This window comes from Streptomyces sp. NPDC104367 (assembly GCF_055583825.1).
In genome coordinates this window covers 86,411-101,917 of sequence record NZ_JBVJND010000035.1, presented here as the reverse complement: position 1 = coordinate 101,917, position 15,507 = coordinate 86,411, and the positions used below count along the sequence as shown (strand labels likewise).

28 protein-coding genes and 1 pseudogene are annotated in these 15,507 nt (G+C 66.2%); all 29 read right to left on the bottom strand.

Annotated features, from left to right (window positions below; all coding sequences use genetic code 11):
• Positions 1-317 (bottom strand): annotated as a pseudogene (locus tag ACZ619_RS37860) (DNA-directed RNA polymerase subunit alpha); the annotation flags it as partial.
• 141 nt (positions 318-458) lie between these two features.
• The gene (gene rpsK, locus ACZ619_RS37855; protein WP_003956432.1) at positions 459-863 is read right to left on the bottom strand and encodes a 30S ribosomal protein S11; all 405 of its coding nucleotides are present in this window, start codon (positions 861-863) and stop codon (positions 459-461) included.
• A 70-nt stretch (positions 864-933) separates the two neighbouring features.
• Positions 934-1,314 (bottom strand): 30S ribosomal protein S13, encoded by a 381-nt coding sequence (gene rpsM, locus ACZ619_RS37850; RefSeq protein WP_031167100.1) that lies wholly within the window; start codon positions 1,312-1,314, stop codon positions 934-936.
• Between the two features lie 189 nt (positions 1,315-1,503).
• On the bottom strand, positions 1,504-1,617 hold the full coding sequence (rpmJ, locus tag ACZ619_RS37845) for a 50S ribosomal protein L36 (RefSeq protein ID WP_003998809.1): 114 nt from the start codon (positions 1,615-1,617) through the stop codon (positions 1,504-1,506).
• A 59-nt stretch (positions 1,618-1,676) separates the two neighbouring features.
• The gene (infA, locus tag ACZ619_RS37840) at positions 1,677-1,898 is read right to left on the bottom strand and encodes a translation initiation factor IF-1 (RefSeq protein WP_003948620.1); all 222 of its coding nucleotides are present in this window, start codon (positions 1,896-1,898) and stop codon (positions 1,677-1,679) included.
• A 237-nt stretch (positions 1,899-2,135) separates the two neighbouring features.
• The gene (gene map / locus ACZ619_RS37835) at positions 2,136-2,972 is read right to left on the bottom strand and encodes a type I methionyl aminopeptidase (RefSeq protein ID WP_469609079.1); all 837 of its coding nucleotides are present in this window, start codon (positions 2,970-2,972) and stop codon (positions 2,136-2,138) included.
• A gap of 105 nt (positions 2,973-3,077) precedes the next feature.
• Entirely contained in the window at positions 3,078-3,743 is a 666-nt protein-coding gene (locus ACZ619_RS37830; RefSeq protein WP_469609077.1) for an adenylate kinase, read from the bottom strand.
• Entirely contained in the window at positions 3,743-5,056 is a 1,314-nt protein-coding gene (gene secY / locus ACZ619_RS37825) for a preprotein translocase subunit SecY (protein WP_469609075.1), read from the bottom strand. The genes ACZ619_RS37830 and secY overlap by 1 nt, the downstream gene beginning before the upstream one ends.
• Positions 5,057-5,419: 363 nt before the next feature.
• Entirely contained in the window at positions 5,420-5,875 is a 456-nt protein-coding gene (gene rplO, locus ACZ619_RS37820) for a 50S ribosomal protein L15 (RefSeq protein WP_006140897.1), read from the bottom strand.
• 2 nt (positions 5,876-5,877) lie between these two features.
• The gene (gene rpmD / locus ACZ619_RS37815; RefSeq protein WP_006376032.1) at positions 5,878-6,060 is read right to left on the bottom strand and encodes a 50S ribosomal protein L30; all 183 of its coding nucleotides are present in this window, start codon (positions 6,058-6,060) and stop codon (positions 5,878-5,880) included.
• Positions 6,060-6,665, bottom strand: a complete 606-nt coding sequence (gene rpsE / locus ACZ619_RS37810; protein ID WP_469609071.1) for a 30S ribosomal protein S5 — start codon at positions 6,663-6,665, stop codon at positions 6,060-6,062. Before rpsE ends, rpmD begins: the two co-directional genes overlap by 1 nt.
• Before the next feature lie 36 nt (positions 6,666-6,701).
• Entirely contained in the window at positions 6,702-7,085 is a 384-nt protein-coding gene (rplR, locus tag ACZ619_RS37805; RefSeq protein ID WP_355720039.1) for a 50S ribosomal protein L18, read from the bottom strand.
• A gap of 3 nt (positions 7,086-7,088) precedes the next feature.
• Entirely contained in the window at positions 7,089-7,628 is a 540-nt protein-coding gene (rplF, locus tag ACZ619_RS37800; protein WP_046732374.1) for a 50S ribosomal protein L6, read from the bottom strand.
• Between the two features lie 24 nt (positions 7,629-7,652).
• Positions 7,653-8,051 carry a 30S ribosomal protein S8 gene (gene rpsH / locus ACZ619_RS37795; protein ID WP_089099428.1) on the bottom strand — a complete coding sequence of 133 codons (399 nt, stop codon included), beginning with the start codon at positions 8,049-8,051 and terminating at the stop codon, positions 7,653-7,655.
• Between the two features lie 215 nt (positions 8,052-8,266).
• Entirely contained in the window at positions 8,267-8,452 is a 186-nt protein-coding gene (locus ACZ619_RS37790; RefSeq protein WP_003948630.1) for a type Z 30S ribosomal protein S14, read from the bottom strand.
• A 5-nt stretch (positions 8,453-8,457) separates the two neighbouring features.
• Positions 8,458-9,015 (bottom strand): 50S ribosomal protein L5, encoded by a 558-nt coding sequence (gene rplE, locus ACZ619_RS37785; protein WP_469609067.1) that lies wholly within the window; start codon positions 9,013-9,015, stop codon positions 8,458-8,460.
• Complete coding sequence (gene rplX, locus ACZ619_RS37780) at positions 9,015-9,338, bottom strand: 50S ribosomal protein L24 (RefSeq protein ID WP_030967306.1); 324 nt, start codon at positions 9,336-9,338, stop codon at positions 9,015-9,017. The genes rplE and rplX overlap by 1 nt, the downstream gene beginning before the upstream one ends.
• Positions 9,339-9,340: 2 nt before the next feature.
• A complete protein-coding gene (gene rplN, locus ACZ619_RS37775; protein ID WP_003992364.1) occupies positions 9,341-9,709 on the bottom strand; it encodes a 50S ribosomal protein L14 in 369 nt (122 codons plus the stop codon).
• A 103-nt stretch (positions 9,710-9,812) separates the two neighbouring features.
• The gene (gene rpsQ / locus ACZ619_RS37770) at positions 9,813-10,100 is read right to left on the bottom strand and encodes a 30S ribosomal protein S17 (RefSeq protein ID WP_089099430.1); all 288 of its coding nucleotides are present in this window, start codon (positions 10,098-10,100) and stop codon (positions 9,813-9,815) included.
• Positions 10,100-10,324 carry a 50S ribosomal protein L29 gene (gene rpmC, locus ACZ619_RS37765; protein ID WP_030174543.1) on the bottom strand — a complete coding sequence of 75 codons (225 nt, stop codon included), beginning with the start codon at positions 10,322-10,324 and terminating at the stop codon, positions 10,100-10,102. Before rpmC ends, rpsQ begins: the two co-directional genes overlap by 1 nt.
• A complete protein-coding gene (gene rplP / locus ACZ619_RS37760) occupies positions 10,324-10,743 on the bottom strand; it encodes a 50S ribosomal protein L16 (protein ID WP_469609061.1) in 420 nt (139 codons plus the stop codon). Before rplP ends, rpmC begins: the two co-directional genes overlap by 1 nt.
• 5 nt (positions 10,744-10,748) lie before the next feature.
• Positions 10,749-11,573 carry a 30S ribosomal protein S3 gene (gene rpsC, locus ACZ619_RS37755; protein ID WP_123974797.1) on the bottom strand — a complete coding sequence of 275 codons (825 nt, stop codon included), beginning with the start codon at positions 11,571-11,573 and terminating at the stop codon, positions 10,749-10,751.
• A complete protein-coding gene (gene rplV, locus ACZ619_RS37750; RefSeq protein WP_003974262.1) occupies positions 11,573-11,920 on the bottom strand; it encodes a 50S ribosomal protein L22 in 348 nt (115 codons plus the stop codon). Before rplV ends, rpsC begins: the two co-directional genes overlap by 1 nt.
• 44 nt (positions 11,921-11,964) lie before the next feature.
• Entirely contained in the window at positions 11,965-12,246 is a 282-nt protein-coding gene (gene rpsS / locus ACZ619_RS37745) for a 30S ribosomal protein S19 (protein WP_003948639.1), read from the bottom strand.
• Between the two features lie 12 nt (positions 12,247-12,258).
• Complete coding sequence (rplB, locus tag ACZ619_RS37740; RefSeq protein ID WP_041665436.1) at positions 12,259-13,095, bottom strand: 50S ribosomal protein L2; 837 nt, start codon at positions 13,093-13,095, stop codon at positions 12,259-12,261.
• Positions 13,096-13,133: 38 nt separating this feature from the next.
• Positions 13,134-13,553, bottom strand: a complete 420-nt coding sequence (gene rplW, locus ACZ619_RS37735) for a 50S ribosomal protein L23 (RefSeq protein WP_469609056.1) — start codon at positions 13,551-13,553, stop codon at positions 13,134-13,136.
• Positions 13,553-14,209, bottom strand: a complete 657-nt coding sequence (rplD, locus tag ACZ619_RS37730; RefSeq protein ID WP_123974799.1) for a 50S ribosomal protein L4 — start codon at positions 14,207-14,209, stop codon at positions 13,553-13,555. The genes rplW and rplD overlap by 1 nt, the downstream gene beginning before the upstream one ends.
• Before the next feature lie 8 nt (positions 14,210-14,217).
• Positions 14,218-14,862 carry a 50S ribosomal protein L3 gene (rplC, locus tag ACZ619_RS37725; RefSeq protein WP_062706771.1) on the bottom strand — a complete coding sequence of 215 codons (645 nt, stop codon included), beginning with the start codon at positions 14,860-14,862 and terminating at the stop codon, positions 14,218-14,220.
• Between the two features lie 16 nt (positions 14,863-14,878).
• Complete coding sequence (rpsJ, locus tag ACZ619_RS37720) at positions 14,879-15,187, bottom strand: 30S ribosomal protein S10 (RefSeq protein WP_003948644.1); 309 nt, start codon at positions 15,185-15,187, stop codon at positions 14,879-14,881.
• Between the last annotated feature and the right edge of the window lie 320 nt (positions 15,188-15,507).

Sequence of the window (15,507 nt, the reverse complement as noted above, 5' to 3'; positions counted from 1 at the left end):
GTGACCAGACCCGGACCCTGCTTGCGCAGGTACATCACGACCGGCTCGTCGTGCTCCGAGGAGACGACCAGCTGCTTGATGTTGAGGATCAGGTCCGTGACGTCCTCCTTGACACCCGGCACGGTGGTGAACTCGTGCAGGACACCGTCGATGCGGATGGACGTGACAGCCGCACCCGGGATCGACGAAAGGAGCGTGCGGCGAAGGGAGTTGCCGAGGGTGTAGCCGAAGCCCGGCTCCAGCGGCTCGATCACGAACCGGGACCGGAACTCGTCGACGACCTCTTCGGTCAACGACGGGCGCTGAGCGATCAGCATAGGAAGATCCTTCAGTCAGGGGCACCCGCTATTTGATGCCCTGAGGCCACCAGGCCGAGCCTGGCGGGTTACTTCAAGGGTACGGGCGGCACGGGCTCCGTACAGAGGCCGTACCGCCCGGAACCGGCGGAGCGCTGTGCGTCAGACGCGGCGGCGCTTCGGCGGACGGCAGCCGTTGTGCGGGGTCGGGGTGACGTCCTGGATGGAGCCGACCTCGAGGCCCGTGGCCTGGAGCGAACGGATCGCGGTCTCACGACCGGAACCCGGACCCTTCACGAACACGTCGACCTTGCGCATGCCGTGCTCCTGGGCGCGGCGGGCAGCCGACTCGGCGGCCATCTGCGCGGCGAACGGCGTGGACTTCCGGGAGCCCTTGAAGCCGACGTGGCCGGCGGAGGCCCAGGAGATCACGTTGCCCGACGGGTCCGTGATGGAGACGATCGTGTTGTTGAACGTGCTCTTGATGTGCGCGTGGCCGTGAGCGACGTTCTTCTTTTCCTTGCGGCGCACCTTCTTGGCAGCGCCCTGACGACCCTTGGGGGGCATCTAGTAACTCCTACGGGGAGGTGGTCGGTCCTACAGCGAAGACCGCTGATGAAGCGTTGTCCGCTGAGGACTACTTCTTGCCCGGCTTCTTCTTGCCGGCGATGGCGCGACGCGGGCCCTTGCGGGTGCGGGCGTTGGTGCTGGTGCGCTGACCGCGGACAGGCAGACCGCGGCGGTGACGCAGACCCTGGTAGCAGCCGATCTCGACCTTGCGGCGGATGTCGGCCTGGATCTCGCGACGGAGGTCACCCTCGGTCTTGATGTTGTTGTCGACGTACTCGCGGATCGCGACCAGCTGCTCTTCGGTCAGGTCACGGACGCGGGTGTTCGGGTCGATGCCGGTCTCGGCCAGCGTCTGCTGGGAGAGCGTCCGGCCGATGCCGAACACATAGGTGAGGGCGACTTCCACACGCTTTTCGCGCGGGATGTCCACACCGGAAACGCGTGCCATTCAATGGCTCCTGGTGATCGTCGGAGGTCTTCCGCAGGACCTGGGCCCAGCCGCCGTATCAGGTACGAGCTGGGTCCCCGGCCTCCGAGCCGGGGGTGTCAGACACCTGGGTGCCTGGGACCTGCGTATGAACAGATTCAGCTTGCGTCGCGCGAATCTCTGCGAGGGTGCAGAGGGATCGGTCGTGCGTCAGCCCTGGCGCTGCTTGTGGCGCGGGTTCTCGCAGATGACCATGACCCGACCGTGACGGCGGATCACCCTGCACTTGTCGCAGATCTTCTTGACGCTCGGCTTGACCTTCATGGGATTGAGGTTCTCCGGGTCAGTGCCACCACCCCGCCGAAACGGGATGCGGGCAAGATCTACTTGTAGCGGTAGACGATCCGGCCACGCGTCAGGTCGTACGGAGACAGCTCCACCACGACCCGGTCGTCAGGGAGGATGCGGATGTAGTGCATACGCATCTTGCCGCTGATGTGTGCCAGGACCTGGTGGCCGTTCTGGAGCTCGACCTTGAACATGGCGTTCGGAAGAGACTCGACGACAGTGCCCTCGATCTCGATGGCACCTTGCTTCTTGGCCACGCTTCGCCCTTCGAATCGACTACCTTGATCGACTCCCGCACTTTCCCTCTCGGGCGCATGCGGACATGCGGGTGCACGAGAGCCGACGAGTCAGTCTACGTCAGCGCACCCGGAAAGACGAATCGAGAATTCCTGCCCAGGACGACAGATCATTAAGCGCACCGGATCGAAGCACCCCACAGGGGCGCGGGGAACCACGCGACCGGCCCCCACCGGAGCCGCGCGTCGAAGCGATGCTCAGCCCAGCGGATCCGGCGCGGCCGTGATCCCGAGCTCGGCCAGCTTGGCCCTGCCCCCGTCGGGAGCCGTCAGCACCAGGGGACCCTCTTCGGTCAGCGCCACACTGTGCTCCCAGTGCGAGGACCAGGTCCCGTCCGTGGTGATGACGGTCCAGTCGTCCTCCAGGACCTCCGTGCGCGGCGTCCCCAGCGACACCATCGGCTCGATGGCCAGGCAGAACCCGGGCACCAGCTTGGGGCCCTTGCCCCGCCGGCGGTCCACGTAGTTCAGCAGGTGCGGGTCCATGTGCATCTCGGTGCCGATGCCGTGGCCGCCGTAGTCCTCGATGATCCCGTACTTGCCGCCGCCCGGCTTCGGCTGCCGGCGGATGTACGTCTCGATCGCGCGGGAGACGTCGACCAGTCGGCTGCCCTGCTTCATCGCCGCGATGCCGGCCCACATCGACTCCTCGGTCACCCGGGAGAGCTCGATCAGCTCCGGGGCGTGACCGGAGCCCACGAACGCGGTGTAGGCCGCGTCACCGTGCCAGCCGTCGACGATCGCGCCGCAGTCGATGGAGATGATGTCGCCGTCCTTGAGGACGACGTCCTCGGAGGGGATGCCGTGGACGACCACGTCGTTGACGGACGTGCAGATGGTGGCGGGGAAGCCGCCGTAGCCGAGGAAGTTGGACTTGGCACCGTGCTCGGCGAGGACCTTGCGGGCCACCTCGTCCAGGTCCCGGGTGCTGGCGCCGGGGACCGCCGCCTCCCGCGTCGCCGCGTGGATGGCGGCGACGACCAGGCCCGCCGCACGCATCCTGGCGATCTGCTCGGGCGTCTTGATCTGCACCATGAGGGGCCTGCGCTCTCCGTCACTCGCTCAACGTCAACCGAATACCTGCACAACAGTACGGCCGCGGCACCCGAGGGGGTACCGCGGCCACAACCGCCGCAGAACTTACTTCTCGTCGTCCTCGTGCGGCCGGAGCGCTTCCAGCGCCCGCCCGGTGATCTCGTCGACGGGTCCCAGCGAGGAGATCGTACGGACCAGGCCCTGCGACTTGTAGTAGTCGATGATGGGCTCGGTCTGCGTGTGGTAGACCTCCAGCCGCGTCCGGACGGTGTCCTCGGAGTCGTCGTCGCGCTGGTACAGCTCGCCGCCGCAGACGTCGCAGACACCCTCGGCCTTGGGCGGGGTGTACGTGACGTGGAAGACGTGGGACGAGTCGTTGCGGCAGATGCGGCGGCCCGCGATCCGCTTCACGACCTCTTCCTCGGAGACCTCCAGGTCGAGTACGGCGTCCAGCTTGATCTGCTCGTTCTTGAGCAGCTCGTCGAGCGCCTCGGCCTGCGACACGTTGCGCGGGAAGCCGTCCAGCAGGAAGCCGGGCTGGGCGTCCGACTGCTCCATGCGGTCCTTGGCCATCGCGATCGTGACCTCGTCGGGGACGAGGTTGCCGGCGTCCATGTAGGACTTCGCGAGTTTCCCGAGCTCCGTCTGCTGGCTGATGTTGGCGCGGAACAGGTCGCCCGTGGAGATGTGCGGGATCTTCAGCTCCTTGGCAAGGCGAACGGCTTGCGTTCCCTTACCGGCGCCAGGCGGCCCGACGAGGACGATTCGCATCAGCGGAGGAACCCTTCGTAATTGCGCTGCTGAAGCTGGCTCTCGATCTGCTTCACCGTTTCGAGACCCACACCCACGATGATCAGGATGCTGGTGCCACCGAACGGGAAGTTCTGGCTTGCCCCAAAGCCAACCAACGCCATCGTCGGTACGAGAGCGATCAGGCCCAGATACAGCGAACCCGGCCAGGTGATCCGGTTGAGCACGTACGAGAGGTACTCAGCGGTCGGTCGGCCAGCCCGGATGCCCGGGATGAAGCCACCATACTTCTTCATGTTGTCGGCTACTTCTTCGGGGTTGAAGGAGATGGCGACGTAGAAGAACGCGAAGAAAACGATGAGCAAGAAGTACAGGGTGATGTAAATCGGGTGGTCACCCTTGGTCAGGTTCGTGGAGATCCACTGCTTCCAGCCCGAATTGCCGCCGGCGAACTGCGCCACGAGGGCCGGAATGTAGAGCAGCGACGAGGCGAAGATGACCGGGATCACACCGGCCTGGTTCACCTTGAGCGGGATGTACGTCGAGGTACCGCCGTAGGAACGGCGGCCGATCATGCGCTTCGCGTACTGGACCGGGATGCGACGCTGGGCCTGCTCGACGAAGACCACCAGGGCGACCATGACCAGGCCGACCAGGATGACGGTGCCGAACTCGATCCAGCCGCCGGCCAGGGTGCCCTGCTTCTTGATGGCCCACAGCGCGGACGGGAACGTCGCGGCGATCGAGATGAACATCAGGATCGACATGCCGTTGCCGATGCCGCGGTCGGTGATGAGCTCGCCGAGCCACATCACGACACAGGTACCGGCGGTCATGCAGATCACCATCGTGATGGTGGTGAAGATGGCCTGGTCCGGGACGATCGAGCTGGCGACCTGGCAGCCGCTGAAGAGCGCGCCGCTGCGGGCGGTGGCGACCAGGCCGGTGCCCTGGAGCACGGCCAGCGCCACGGTCAGGTACCGGGTGTACTGCGTGATCTTCGCCGTACCCGCCTGGCCTTCCTTCTTCAGGGCCTCCAGGCGCGGGATCACCACCGTCAGCAGCTGAAGGATGATGCTGGCCGTGATGTACGGCATGATGCCCAGCGCGAAGATCGTGATCTGGAGCAGCGCGCCGCCGCTGAACATGTTGACGAGACCGAACAGGCCGGTGTTGCCGGAGGCCTCGCTGACGCACTCCTGGACGGCCTTGTAGTTCACCCCGGGGATCGGAATGTGCGTGCCGACCCTGTACACCACGATGATGGCCAGCGTGAACAGCAGCTTCTTGCGCAGGTCGGGCGTCCTGAACGCCCGGGCGAACGCGGTGAGCACGGTTCCTCCTGCGACCCCCGCGCCGCGCGCGGTAGGGGATAGTCGTTGTGACCGGGCCGGTGACCCGAACGATGTTTTCTACCACCCCGACGCCGAACGGCATACCTCGCGCGGGTACAGGTGGACCTCATGGACTCTAACAGTGCGCGCGCAACAAGGTGAAGTTAGCCAGCCAGGCCACCGGTAAGGGTTCGGTCCGGGGTTTTCCAAACCATCACCCGGCACGTGTCACCTCACGTTGACGCCCCTGGACCGATGGTGCCAAAAGGGCGGAACGGGCCCCTTGTACGGCGAAGGCCGGACAGCGCCCCTCGCGGGGAACTGTCCGGCCTTCGTACGTGCTGCGGTGGGTACCGCCCGGGCTCAGACGAGCTCGGTGACGGTGCCGCCGGCGGCGGTGATCTTCTCCTTGGCGGAGCCGGAGACGGCGTCGACCGTCACCTGCAGCGCCACGGAGACCTCGCCCTGGCCCAGGACCTTGACGAGGCTGTTCTTGCGAACGGCACCCTTGGCGACGAGACCCTCGACGGTGACCTCGCCACCCTCCGGGTACAGCGCGGCCAGCTTGTCGAGGTTCACGACCTGGTACTCGGTCTTGAACGGGTTCTTGAAGCCCTTCAGCTTCGGAAGACGCATGTGGAGGGGCATCTGGCCACCCTCGAAGCGCTCCGGAACCTGGTAACGGGCCTTCGTACCCTTGGTACCACGACCGGCCGTCTTACCCTTCGACGCCTCACCACGACCCACACGGGTCTTGGCGGTCTTGGCGCCCGGGGCGGGACGGAGGTTGTGGATCTTGAGCGGGTTGTTCTCCGCCATGATCAGTCGACCTCCTCAACCGTCACGAGGTGGCGGACGGTGTGCACCATGCCGCGGAACTCGGGGCGGTCCTCCTTGACGACCACGGTGTTGATCCCCTTGAGACCAAGGGACCGCAGGGTGTCACGGTGGTTCTGCTTGCTACCGATGTACGACTTCGTCTGCGTGACCTTGAGGCGAGCCATCACACACCCGCCCCGGCACGCGCACGAAGGAGGGCCGCGGGGGCGACGTCCTCGAGGGGCAGACCGCGGCGGGCCGCGATCTCCTCGGGACGCTGCAGGCCCTTCAGGGCCTCCACGGTCGCGTGCACGATGTTGATCGCGTTGTCGGAGCCCAGGGACTTCGACAGGATGTCGTGAACGCCGGCGCACTCCAGCACGGCACGCACGGGACCACCGGCGATAACACCGGTACCCGGCGAAGCCGGCTTGAGGAGAACGACACCGGCGGCCTTCTCACCCTGGATGGGGTGCGGGATGGTGCCCTGGATACGGGGGACCTTGAAGAAGTGCTTCTTGGCCTCCTCCACACCCTTGGCGATGGCGGCCGGCACCTCCTTGGCCTTGCCGTAACCGACACCCACGGTGCCGTCACCGTCGCCCACCACGACCAGCGCGGTGAAGCTGAAGCGACGACCACCCTTCACAACCTTGGCGACGCGGTTGATCGCGACGACGCGCTCAACGTACGCGGTCTTCTCGGCGGCAGCAGCGCCGCCGTCACGGCCCTTCCGGTCCCGCCGCTCGCCGCCACCGGCACCGCCACCGCGGCGCTGGGGTCCAGCCATTGGATTACCTCTCTCTTTCCGCTAGCTACAAGCGGCTCAGAACTTGAGCCCGGCCTCGCGGGCGGCGTCCGCCAGGGCGGCGATGCGCCCGGCGTACTGGTTACCACCACGGTCGAACACCACGGCCTCGACACCGGCGGCCTTGGCACGCTCGGCGACCAGGGCGCCGACCTGCTTGGCCTGCGAGGACTTGTCGCCCTCGCCACCGCGCACCGACACGTCCAGGGTGGACGCGGAGGCCAGGGTGTGGCCCTTCAGGTCGTCGATCACCTGCGCCACGATGTGGCGGTTGGAGCGGGTCACGACCAGACGGGGACGCTCCGCCGTACCGGAGATGTTCTTGCGGATCCGGATGTGACGGCGCTTGATCGCGGCGCGCTTGTAGGCGTCGCCCTTGAGGATCTTCTGCCCGTATGCCATGGCTTACTTACCCGCCTTTCCGACCTTGCGGCGGATGACTTCGCCCTCGTACTTGACGCCCTTGGCCTTGTACGGGTCGGGCTTGCGCAGCTTGCGGATGTTGGCCGCGACCTCGCCGACCTTCTGCTTGTCGATGCCCTCGACCGAGAAACGGGTCGGAGCCTCGACCTTGAAGGTGATGCCCTCGGGGGCCTCGACCAGGATCGGGTGGCTGTAACCGAGCGCGAACTCGAGGTTCGAGCCCTTGGCGGTCACGCGGTAACCGACACCGCTGATTTCGAGCTTCTTCACGTAACCCTGGGTCACGCCGGTGATCATGTTCGCCACCAGCGTGCGGGACAGGCCGTGCAGGGCCTTGCTCTGACGCTCGTCGTTGGGGCGGGTCACCGCGAGAGTGCCGTCCTCGCCCTTGGCGATGTCGATCGGTGCCACGACGGTGTGAGTCAGCTCGCCCTTGGGGCCCTTGACCTTCACCGTGCGGCCGTCGATGGTGACGTCCACGCCGGCGGGAACCGCGATGGGGAGCTTGCCGATGCGCGACATAGCTGTTTCCTCCGTTCCCTTCTGCTACCAGACGTAGGCGAGGACTTCCCCACCCACGCCCTTCTTGCCGGCCTGCTTGTCGGTGAGGAGCCCGTGCGACGTGGAGATGATCGCCACGCCGAGGCCGCCCAGCACCTTCGGCAGGGAGGTGGACTTCGCGTACACCCGGAGACCGGGCTTGGAGATCCGCTTGATGCCCGCGATGGAGCGCTCACGGTTGGGACCGAACTTCAGGTCCAGGACGAGGTTCTTGCCGACCTCGGCGTCCTCGACCTTCCAGCCCGTGATGAAGCCCTCCTGCTGGAGGATCTCCGCGATGTGAGACTTGATCTTGGACGCCGGCATCGTCACGGAGTCGTGGTATGCCGAGTTCGCGTTCCGCAGACGCGTAAGCATGTCTGCGATCGGATCAGTCATGGTCATGAATTGGCCTTCGGCCTCTCTCGCCGGGGTTTCCTGGTGCGCCATCCCTCTCCCCGATCCGAGACGGGACGGGTGCGGCGCGGTGGACCTACGGCGTAGTAAGTCGTACGGGCGACTGTCAGGCGCCCAACCCTCCAAGCCTAAGCCATGAAGGGGAGGGCGCCTGACACGCCCATTGCTTACCGAGAGCCTCTGGAATCCCTAAAAAGCGGGGACTACCAGGAGCTCTTGGTCACGCCCGGCAGCTCGCCACGGTGAGCCATCTCACGAAGGCACACGCGGCAGAGGCCGAACTTGCGGTACACGGAGTGCGGACGGCCGCAGCGCTGGCAGCGGGTGTAGCCACGCACACCGAACTTGGGCTTGCGAGCAGCCTTGGCAATCAGAGCCTTCTTCGCCATCTCGCTCACGCCTCCTTGAACGGGAAGCCGAGGTGACGAAGGAGCGCGCGGCCCTCAGCGTCGTTGGTCGCCGTGGTGACCACGGTGATGTCCATGCCCCGGGTACGGTCGATCTTGTCCTGGTCGATCTCGTGGAACATGACCTGCTCCGTGAGACCGAAGGTGTAGTTGCCACGGCCGTCGAACTGCTTGGGGGACAGACCACGGAAGTCGCGGATGCGCGGGAGCGCGAGCGACAGGGTGCGGTCCAGGAACTCCCACATGCGGTCGCCACGGAGCGTGACGTGGGCACCGATCGGCTGGCCCTCACGCAGCTTGAACTGCGCGATGGACTTGCGGGCCTTGGTGACCTGCGGCTTCTGACCGGTGATGGTCGTCAGGTCGCGGATCGCACCGTCGATCAGCTTCGAGTCGCGGGCGGCGTCGCCGACACCCATGTTGACCACGATCTTGACGAGGCCGGGGATCTGCATGACGTTCTCGTACTTGAACTCGTCACGCAGCTTGCCCGCGATCTCCTCGCGGTACTTCAGCTTCAGACGCGGAGCAGTGGTGGTAGCCATCAGATGTCCTCACCCGTCCGCTTGGCAACGCGGATCTTGTTGCCTTCGTCGTCGAAGCGGTAACCGACACGCGTGACGACCTTGTTGCCGTCCTTCTCAACGACCAGCTGGACGTTGGAGACGTGGACGGGCGCCTCGGTCGTGACGATGCCGCCGGCCTGGGAACCGCGAGCGGTCGGGCCGGCCTTGGTGTGCTTCTTGACCCGGTTGACACCCTCGACCAGGACACGGTCCTCGCGGGGGTAGGCCGCGATGACCTTGCCCTGCTTGCCCTTGTCCTTACCGGTGATGACCTGGACCAGGTCGCCCTTCTTGATCTTCATGCTTACAGCACCTCCGGAGCCAGCGAGATGATCTTCATGAACTTCTTCTCGCGCAGCTCACGCCCGACCGGGCCGAAGATGCGGGTGCCGCGAGGGTCGCCGTCGTTCTTCAGAATGACGGCGGCGTTCTCGTCGAAGCGGATGTACGAGCCGTCCGGACGGCGGCGCTCCTTGACGGTGCGAACGATGACCGCCTTGATGACGTCACCCTTCTTCACGTTGCCGCCGGGGATCGCGTCCTTGACGGTGGCGACGATGACGTCACCGATGCCCGCGTAGCGGCGACCGGAGCCACCGAGCACACGGATGCAAAGGATCTCCTTCGCACCAGTGTTGTCGGCGACGCGCAGTCGCGACTCCTGCTGGATCACGTCTATCTCCTGTGTGTCTGCCGGTTCCCGGCAGGGGCCTCAGTGACGAGGGCCCCTGCCGAGCCTGGCGGAACTGTCCTGCGAGGGATGCCCCGCAGGAGACTTACTTGGCCTTCTCGAGGATCTCGACGACGCGCCAGCGCTTCGTCGCGGACAGCGGCCGGGTCTCCATGAGGAGGACACGGTCGCCGACACCCGCGGCGTTCTGCTCGTCGTGCGCCTTGAGCTTGTTCGTACGGCGGATGACCTTGCCGTACAGCGCGTGCTTGACGCGGTCCTCGACGGCGACGACGACGGTCTTGTCCATCTTGTCGCTGACGACGAGACCCTCACGGGTCTTGCGGAAGCTGTCGCGCGCCTCGGTGTTCTCAGTCACGTTGCTCTCGCTCATCAGGCGCTCTCCACCGTCTCGATGCCCAGCTCGCGCTCACGCATCAGGGTGTAGATCCGCGCGATGTCCTTACGGACGGCCTTGAGCCGACCGTGGTTCTCGAGCTGACCCGTCGCCGCCTGGAAGCGGAGGTTGAACAGCTCTTCCTTGGCCTCGCGGAGCTTGCCCAGAAGCTCCTCGTTGCCCAGCTCGCGCAGCTCGGACGCCTTGGTACCGGCCGACATCACGCTTCACCTGCCTCGCGCTTGACGATCCGGCACTTCATCGGCAGCTTGTGGGCTGCGCGAGTAAGGGCCTCACGGGCGATCTTCTCGTTGGGGTACGACAGCTCGAACATCACGCGTCCGGGCTTGACGTTGGCGATCCACCACTCCGGCGAACCCTTACCGGAACCCATGCGGGTCTCGGCGGGCTTCTTGGTGAGGGGACGGTCCGGGTAGATGTTGATCCAGACCTTGCCACCACGCTTGATGTGACGCGTCATGGCGATACGAGCGGCCTCGATCTGACGGTTGGTCACGTAAGCCGGGGTGATGGCCTGGATGCCGTACTCGCCGAACGCAACCGTGGTACCGCCCTTGGCAGCGCCGTCGCGCTTCGGGTGGTGCTGCTTGCGGTGCTTGACCCTACGGGGGATCAGCATGACGGTCAGGCCTCCGTTCCGGTGCTCTCAGCCGGAGCGGCGGCGGGGGCCTCGGCCTTGGGGGCCTCGGCGCCGGCAGCCTGCTGCGGCTTACGACCACGCCGCTCGCCACCGCGGCCACCACGGGCCGGACGGTCGGCAGCGCCACCACGGGCCGGGCGGTTACCCGCACGGGCGGCAGCGTTCTCGGCGCGGACCTCGGCGATGTTCTTGACGTCGCCCTTGTAGATCCAGACCTTCACACCGATGCGGCCGAAGGTCGTCTTGGCCTCGAAGAAGCCGTAGTCCACGTTCGCGCGGAGCGTGTGCAGGGGCACACGGCCCTCGCGGTAGAACTCCGAGCGGGACATCTCGGCGCCACCGAGGCGGCCGCCGCACTGGATCTTGATGCCCTTGGCGCCGGCCTTCATCGCCGACTGCATGCTCTTACGCATGGCACGGCGGAAGGAGACGCGGGAGGAGAGCTGCTCGGCAACGGCCTGAGCAACCAGCTGAGCGTCCGTCTCGGGGTTCTTGACCTCGAGGATGTTCAGCTGGACCTGCTTGCCCGTGAGCTTCTCGAGGTCGCCGCGGATGCGGTCGGCCTCGGCGCCACGGCGGCCGATGACGATGCCCGGACGCGCGGTGTGGATGTCCACCCGCACACGGTCACGGGTGCGCTCGATCTCAACCTTCGAGATACCGGCGCGCTCCATGCCGGACGTCATCATCCGACGGATGGCGACGTCTTCCTTGACGTAGTCCTTGTACAGCTTGTCGGCGTACCACCGGGACTTGAAGTCCGTGGTGACACCGAGCCGGAACCCATGCGGGTTAACCTTCTGGCCCATTACCGGGTTCCTTCCTTGCTGCTGACGACCACGGTGATGTGGCTGGTCCGCTTGCGGATCCGGTAGGCACGGCCCTGGGCGCGCGGACGGAACCGCTTCAGGGTCGGGCCCTCGTCGACGTACGCCTCGGAGATGAAGAGGCTGTCGGCGTCGGTGTGGTCGTAGTTGTGCGCGGCGTTGGCGATGGCGCTGTCGAGCACCTTGCCGACCGGCACGGAGGCTGCCTGCGGAGCGAATCGCAGAACAGCCTGAGCCTCCGTGGCATCCATGCCACGGATAAGGTCCACCACGCGGCGGGCCTTCATGGGCGTAACGCGGATGTACCGCGCCTGGGCCCTGGCTTCCATGGTTGTCCCTCTCAGTTACTTACGTGTCTGAATGCGATCCGCTACTAGCGGCGCTTCGACTTCCGGTCGTCCTTGACGTGGCCGCGGAAGGTGCGGGTCGGCGAGAACTCGCCGAGCTTGTGGCCGACCATCGACTCGGTGACGAACACCGGGATGTGGGTCTTGCCGTTGTGCACCGCGATCGTGTGGCCGAGCATGGCCGGGACGATCATCGAGCGACGGGACCAGGTCTTGATGACGTTCTTGGTGCCGGCTTCGTTCTGGACATCCACCTTCTTGATCAGGTGGTCGTCGACGAAGGGCCCCTTCTTCAAGCTACGCGGCATCTCAACCCGTCCTTAGCGCTTCTTGTTCGTCTTGCGGCGGCGGACGATGTACTTGTTCGACGCCTTCTTGGGCGAACGAGTACGGCCTTCCTTCTTGCCCCACGGGGACACGGGGTGACGACCACCGGAGGTCCGGCCCTCACCACCACCGTGCGGGTGGTCGACCGGGTTCATCACGACACCACGGACGGTCGGGCGGACGCCCAGCCACCGCTTGCGGCCGGCCTTGCCCCAGTTGATGTTCGACTGCTCGGCGTTGCCGACCTCACCGACGGTGGCGCGGCAGCGCGCGTCCACCATGCGGATCTCGCCGGACGGCATACGGAGGGTCGCCATGGCGCCCTCACGGGCGAGCAGCTGCACCGAGGCACCCGCGGAGCGGGCGAACTTGGCGCCACCACCGGGACGGAGCTCGATCGCGTGGATCGTGGTACCGACCGGGATGTTGCGGAGGGCCAGGTTGTTGCCCGGCTTGATGTCGGCCCCGGGACCGTTCTCCACGGTGTCGCCCTGCTGCAGGTTGCGCGGGGCGAGGATGTAGCGCTTCTCGCCGTCCGCGTAGTGCAGCAGCGCGATGCGCGCGGTGCGGTTGGGGTCGTACTCGATGTGCGCGACCTTCGCCGGCACGCCGTCCTTGTCGTGACGACGGAAGTCGATCACTCGGTAGGCGCGCTTGTGTCCGCCACCCTGGTGGCGAACGGTCACACGACCGGCGTTGTTACGGCCGCCCTTGCTGTGCAGGGGGCGGACCAGCGACTTCTCCGGCGTGGACCGCGTGACCTCGACGAAGTCGGCGACGCTGGCGCCACGACGGCCCGGCGTAGTCGGCTTGTACTTGCGGATTCCCATTTCTCAGTCCTCGTCCGATATCGGACGATCCGACCCGCTTACGCGGTCGGACCGCCGAAGATGTCGATACGGTCGCCCTCGGCAAGGGTCACGATCGCGCGCTTGCTGCCGGCACGCTGACCGAAACCGGTCTTCGTGCGCTTGCGCTTGCCCTGGCGGTTGAGCGTGTTGACCCCGGTGACCTTGACCGAGAAGACCGCCTGGACGGCCTGCTTGATCTGGGTCTTGTTGGCGCCCGGGGCGACGACGAACGTGTACTTGTTCTCGTCCAGGAGCGCGTAGCTCTTCTCCGAGACCACCGGCTTCAGCAGGACGTCACGGGGGTCCGTGTACGACTTGCTCAGCGGGGTCTCGACGGTGTTCTTGCCCTCGGCCTCGTGGCGGCGCGCCTTGGCGACGCGCGCGGCCTTGGCGGCCTTGGCGGCCTTCGAGGCGATGCTCGGGTGGCGGGTAGCCATCAGACCTCGGTCCCTTCGGTGTCGTTGGCCTTCGGGCCGGCGACGAAGGACTCGAGAGCGGCCTGGGTGAAGACCACGTCGTCCGAGACGATCACGTCGTACGTGTTCAGCTGGCCCGGCTCCAGGATGTGGACCTGGGGCAGGTTGCGGGCGGACAGCCACGCGGCCTCGTCGGCGCGGTCGACGACCAGGAGCAGGTTCTTGCGCTCCGAGATCTTGCCGAACAGCGTGCGAGCGGCCTTGGTGCTGGGGGTCTCGCCCTCGATCACGCCGGTGACGACGTGAATGCGGTTGTGGCGCGCCCGGTCGGTGAGGGCGTGACGCAGAGCGGCAGCCTTCATCTTCTTCGGGGTGCGCTGCGAGTAGTCACGCGGCTGCGGGCCGTGGACGACGCCACCGCCGGCGAACTGCGGGGCGCGGGTCGAGCCCTGACGGGCGCGGCCGGTGCCCTTCTGGCGGTACGGCTTCTTGCCACCACCACGGACTTCGCCACGGGTCTTGGTCTTGTGGGTGCCCTGGCGGGCAGCCGCGTTCTGCGCGACGACGACCTGGTGGATCAGCGGGATGCTGACCTTCTCCACGCCGAAGATCTCCGCGGGGAGCTCGACGCTACCGGTCTTCTCGCCGGCAGGCGAAAGGATGTCAACAGTGCTCATCGGTTACCTCAGGCCCCCTTGGCCGCGGTGCGGACCAGGACGAGGCCGCCGTTCGGACCGGGAACCGCGCCCTTGATGAGCAGCAGACCCTTCTCCGCGTCAACGGCGTGGACGGTCAGGTTCTGGGTGGTGACACGCTCGTTGCCCATGCGACCCGCCATGCGGAGGCCCTTGAACACGCGGCCCGGGGTGGCGCAGCCACCGATGGAACCGGGCGAGCGGTGCTTGCGCTGGGTGCCGTGACCGGCGCCGAGGCCCTTGAAGTTGTGACGCTTCATGACACCGGCGAAGCCCTTGCCCTTGCTCTTGCCGGTGACGTCGACCTTCACGCCGGCCTCGAAGACCTCGGCGGTGACTTCCTGGCCGAGGGTGTACTCGGAGGCGTCAGCCGTGCGGATCTCGACGAGGTGGCGACGAGGGGTGACGTCGGCCTTGGCGAAGTGGCCCTTGAGGGGCTTGTTCACCTTGCGCGGGTCGATCTCGCCGAAGGCGATCTGGACCGACTCGTAGCCGTCGACGTCGTTGGTACGGACCTGGGTGACGACGTTGGGGCCGGCCTTGACGACGGTGACCGGAACAACACGGTTGTTCTCGTCCCACACCTGCGTCATGCCGAGCTTCTCGCCCAGGATGCCCTTGATCTGCTTAGCCATTCTCAGATCACCGGCCTCAGAGCTTGATCTCGATGTCGACACCGGCCGGGAGGTCGAGTCGCATCAGGGAGTCAACGGTCTTGGGCGTCGGGTCGAGGATGTCGATCAGGCGCTTGTGCGTGCGCATCTCGAAGTGCTCGCGCGAGTCCTTGTACTTGTGCGGCGACTTGATGACGCAGTACACGTTCTTCTCAGTGGGCAGCGGCACCGGGCCCGCGACCGACGCACCAGTGCGGGTCACCGTCTCGACGATCTTCTTCGCCGAGGAGTCGATGACCTCGTGGTCGTAGGCCTTGAGCCGGATGCGGATCTTCTGTCCCGCCATGGCTACTCAGTAGTCCTGTCTCTGCTTACGCTCTGCAACCCGGCGGTTACCGCCTTCGTTCTCCGACCCACGCGGTCGGGCGTGTCGCGCTCCCGCTGACAAAGATGTCCCTTGTTCGAACATCCCTGCGGGGAATGCACACGGCCCTTCCGGAAACCGCAAGCCGGGGGCGGAAGACCCACCGGGCGCTTGGCCGGTGCCGCACCGCGCTTCCCGAAAGATTCCCGTACGTCCGCCCCAGTGCTGCCGTAAGGCAGTTAAGGCGACGAGTACTGTGGGACTCGCTTCCGGTCCCCCCGGCGGGAGGCGCACAGCATCAA

What these genes read in the sequence shown, in the direction of transcription:
- rpsS (WP_003948639.1), bottom strand. Translation starts at nt 12,246, where the DNA reads ATGCCGCGTAGCTTGAAGAAGGGGCCCTTCGTCGACGACCACCTGATC.
- rplE (WP_469609067.1), bottom strand. Translation starts at nt 9,015, where the DNA reads ATGGCTACCACCACTGCTCCGCGTCTGAAGCTGAAGTACCGCGAGGAG.
- rplV (WP_003974262.1), bottom strand. Translation starts at nt 11,920, where the DNA reads ATGGAAGCCAGGGCCCAGGCGCGGTACATCCGCGTTACGCCCATGAAG.
- rplP (WP_469609061.1), bottom strand. Translation starts at nt 10,743, where the DNA reads ATGCTGATCCCCCGTAGGGTCAAGCACCGCAAGCAGCACCACCCGAAG.
- rplF (WP_046732374.1), bottom strand. Translation starts at nt 7,628, where the DNA reads ATGTCGCGCATCGGCAAGCTCCCCATCGCGGTTCCCGCCGGCGTGGAC.
- rpsJ (WP_003948644.1), bottom strand. Translation starts at nt 15,187, where the DNA reads ATGGCGGGACAGAAGATCCGCATCCGGCTCAAGGCCTACGACCACGAG.
- rplC (WP_062706771.1), bottom strand. Translation starts at nt 14,862, where the DNA reads ATGGCTAAGCAGATCAAGGGCATCCTGGGCGAGAAGCTCGGCATGACG.
- rpsQ (WP_089099430.1), bottom strand. Translation starts at nt 10,100, where the DNA reads ATGAGCGAGAGCAACGTGACTGAGAACACCGAGGCGCGCGACAGCTTC.
- map (WP_469609079.1), bottom strand. Translation starts at nt 2,972, where the DNA reads ATGGTGCAGATCAAGACGCCCGAGCAGATCGCCAGGATGCGTGCGGCG.
- rpmC (WP_030174543.1), bottom strand. Translation starts at nt 10,324, where the DNA reads ATGTCGGCCGGTACCAAGGCGTCCGAGCTGCGCGAGCTGGGCAACGAG.
- rplB (WP_041665436.1), bottom strand. Translation starts at nt 13,095, where the DNA reads ATGGGAATCCGCAAGTACAAGCCGACTACGCCGGGCCGTCGTGGCGCC.
- rpsK (WP_003956432.1), bottom strand. Translation starts at nt 863, where the DNA reads ATGCCCCCCAAGGGTCGTCAGGGCGCTGCCAAGAAGGTGCGCCGCAAG.
- rpmD (WP_006376032.1), bottom strand. Translation starts at nt 6,060, where the DNA reads ATGGCTCGCCTCAAGGTCACGCAGACGAAGTCGTACATCGGTAGCAAG.
- rpsM (WP_031167100.1), bottom strand. Translation starts at nt 1,314, where the DNA reads ATGGCACGCGTTTCCGGTGTGGACATCCCGCGCGAAAAGCGTGTGGAA.
- rplW (WP_469609056.1), bottom strand. Translation starts at nt 13,553, where the DNA reads ATGGCTACCCGCCACCCGAGCATCGCCTCGAAGGCCGCCAAGGCCGCC.
- rpsE (WP_469609071.1), bottom strand. Translation starts at nt 6,665, where the DNA reads ATGGCTGGACCCCAGCGCCGCGGTGGCGGTGCCGGTGGCGGCGAGCGG.
- ACZ619_RS37790 (WP_003948630.1), bottom strand. Translation starts at nt 8,452, where the DNA reads ATGGCGAAGAAGGCTCTGATTGCCAAGGCTGCTCGCAAGCCCAAGTTC.
- rplD (WP_123974799.1), bottom strand. Translation starts at nt 14,209, where the DNA reads ATGAGCACTGTTGACATCCTTTCGCCTGCCGGCGAGAAGACCGGTAGC.
- rplX (WP_030967306.1), bottom strand. Translation starts at nt 9,338, where the DNA reads ATGAAGATCAAGAAGGGCGACCTGGTCCAGGTCATCACCGGTAAGGAC.
- ACZ619_RS37830 (WP_469609077.1), bottom strand. Translation starts at nt 3,743, where the DNA reads ATGCGAATCGTCCTCGTCGGGCCGCCTGGCGCCGGTAAGGGAACGCAA.
- rpsC (WP_123974797.1), bottom strand. Translation starts at nt 11,573, where the DNA reads ATGGGCCAGAAGGTTAACCCGCATGGGTTCCGGCTCGGTGTCACCACG.
- rplR (WP_355720039.1), bottom strand. Translation starts at nt 7,085, where the DNA reads ATGGCATACGGGCAGAAGATCCTCAAGGGCGACGCCTACAAGCGCGCC.
- rplO (WP_006140897.1), bottom strand. Translation starts at nt 5,875, where the DNA reads ATGGCGGAGAACAACCCGCTCAAGATCCACAACCTCCGTCCCGCCCCG.
- rpsH (WP_089099428.1), bottom strand. Translation starts at nt 8,051, where the DNA reads ATGACCATGACTGATCCGATCGCAGACATGCTTACGCGTCTGCGGAAC.
- rpmJ (WP_003998809.1), bottom strand. Translation starts at nt 1,617, where the DNA reads ATGAAGGTCAAGCCGAGCGTCAAGAAGATCTGCGACAAGTGCAGGGTG.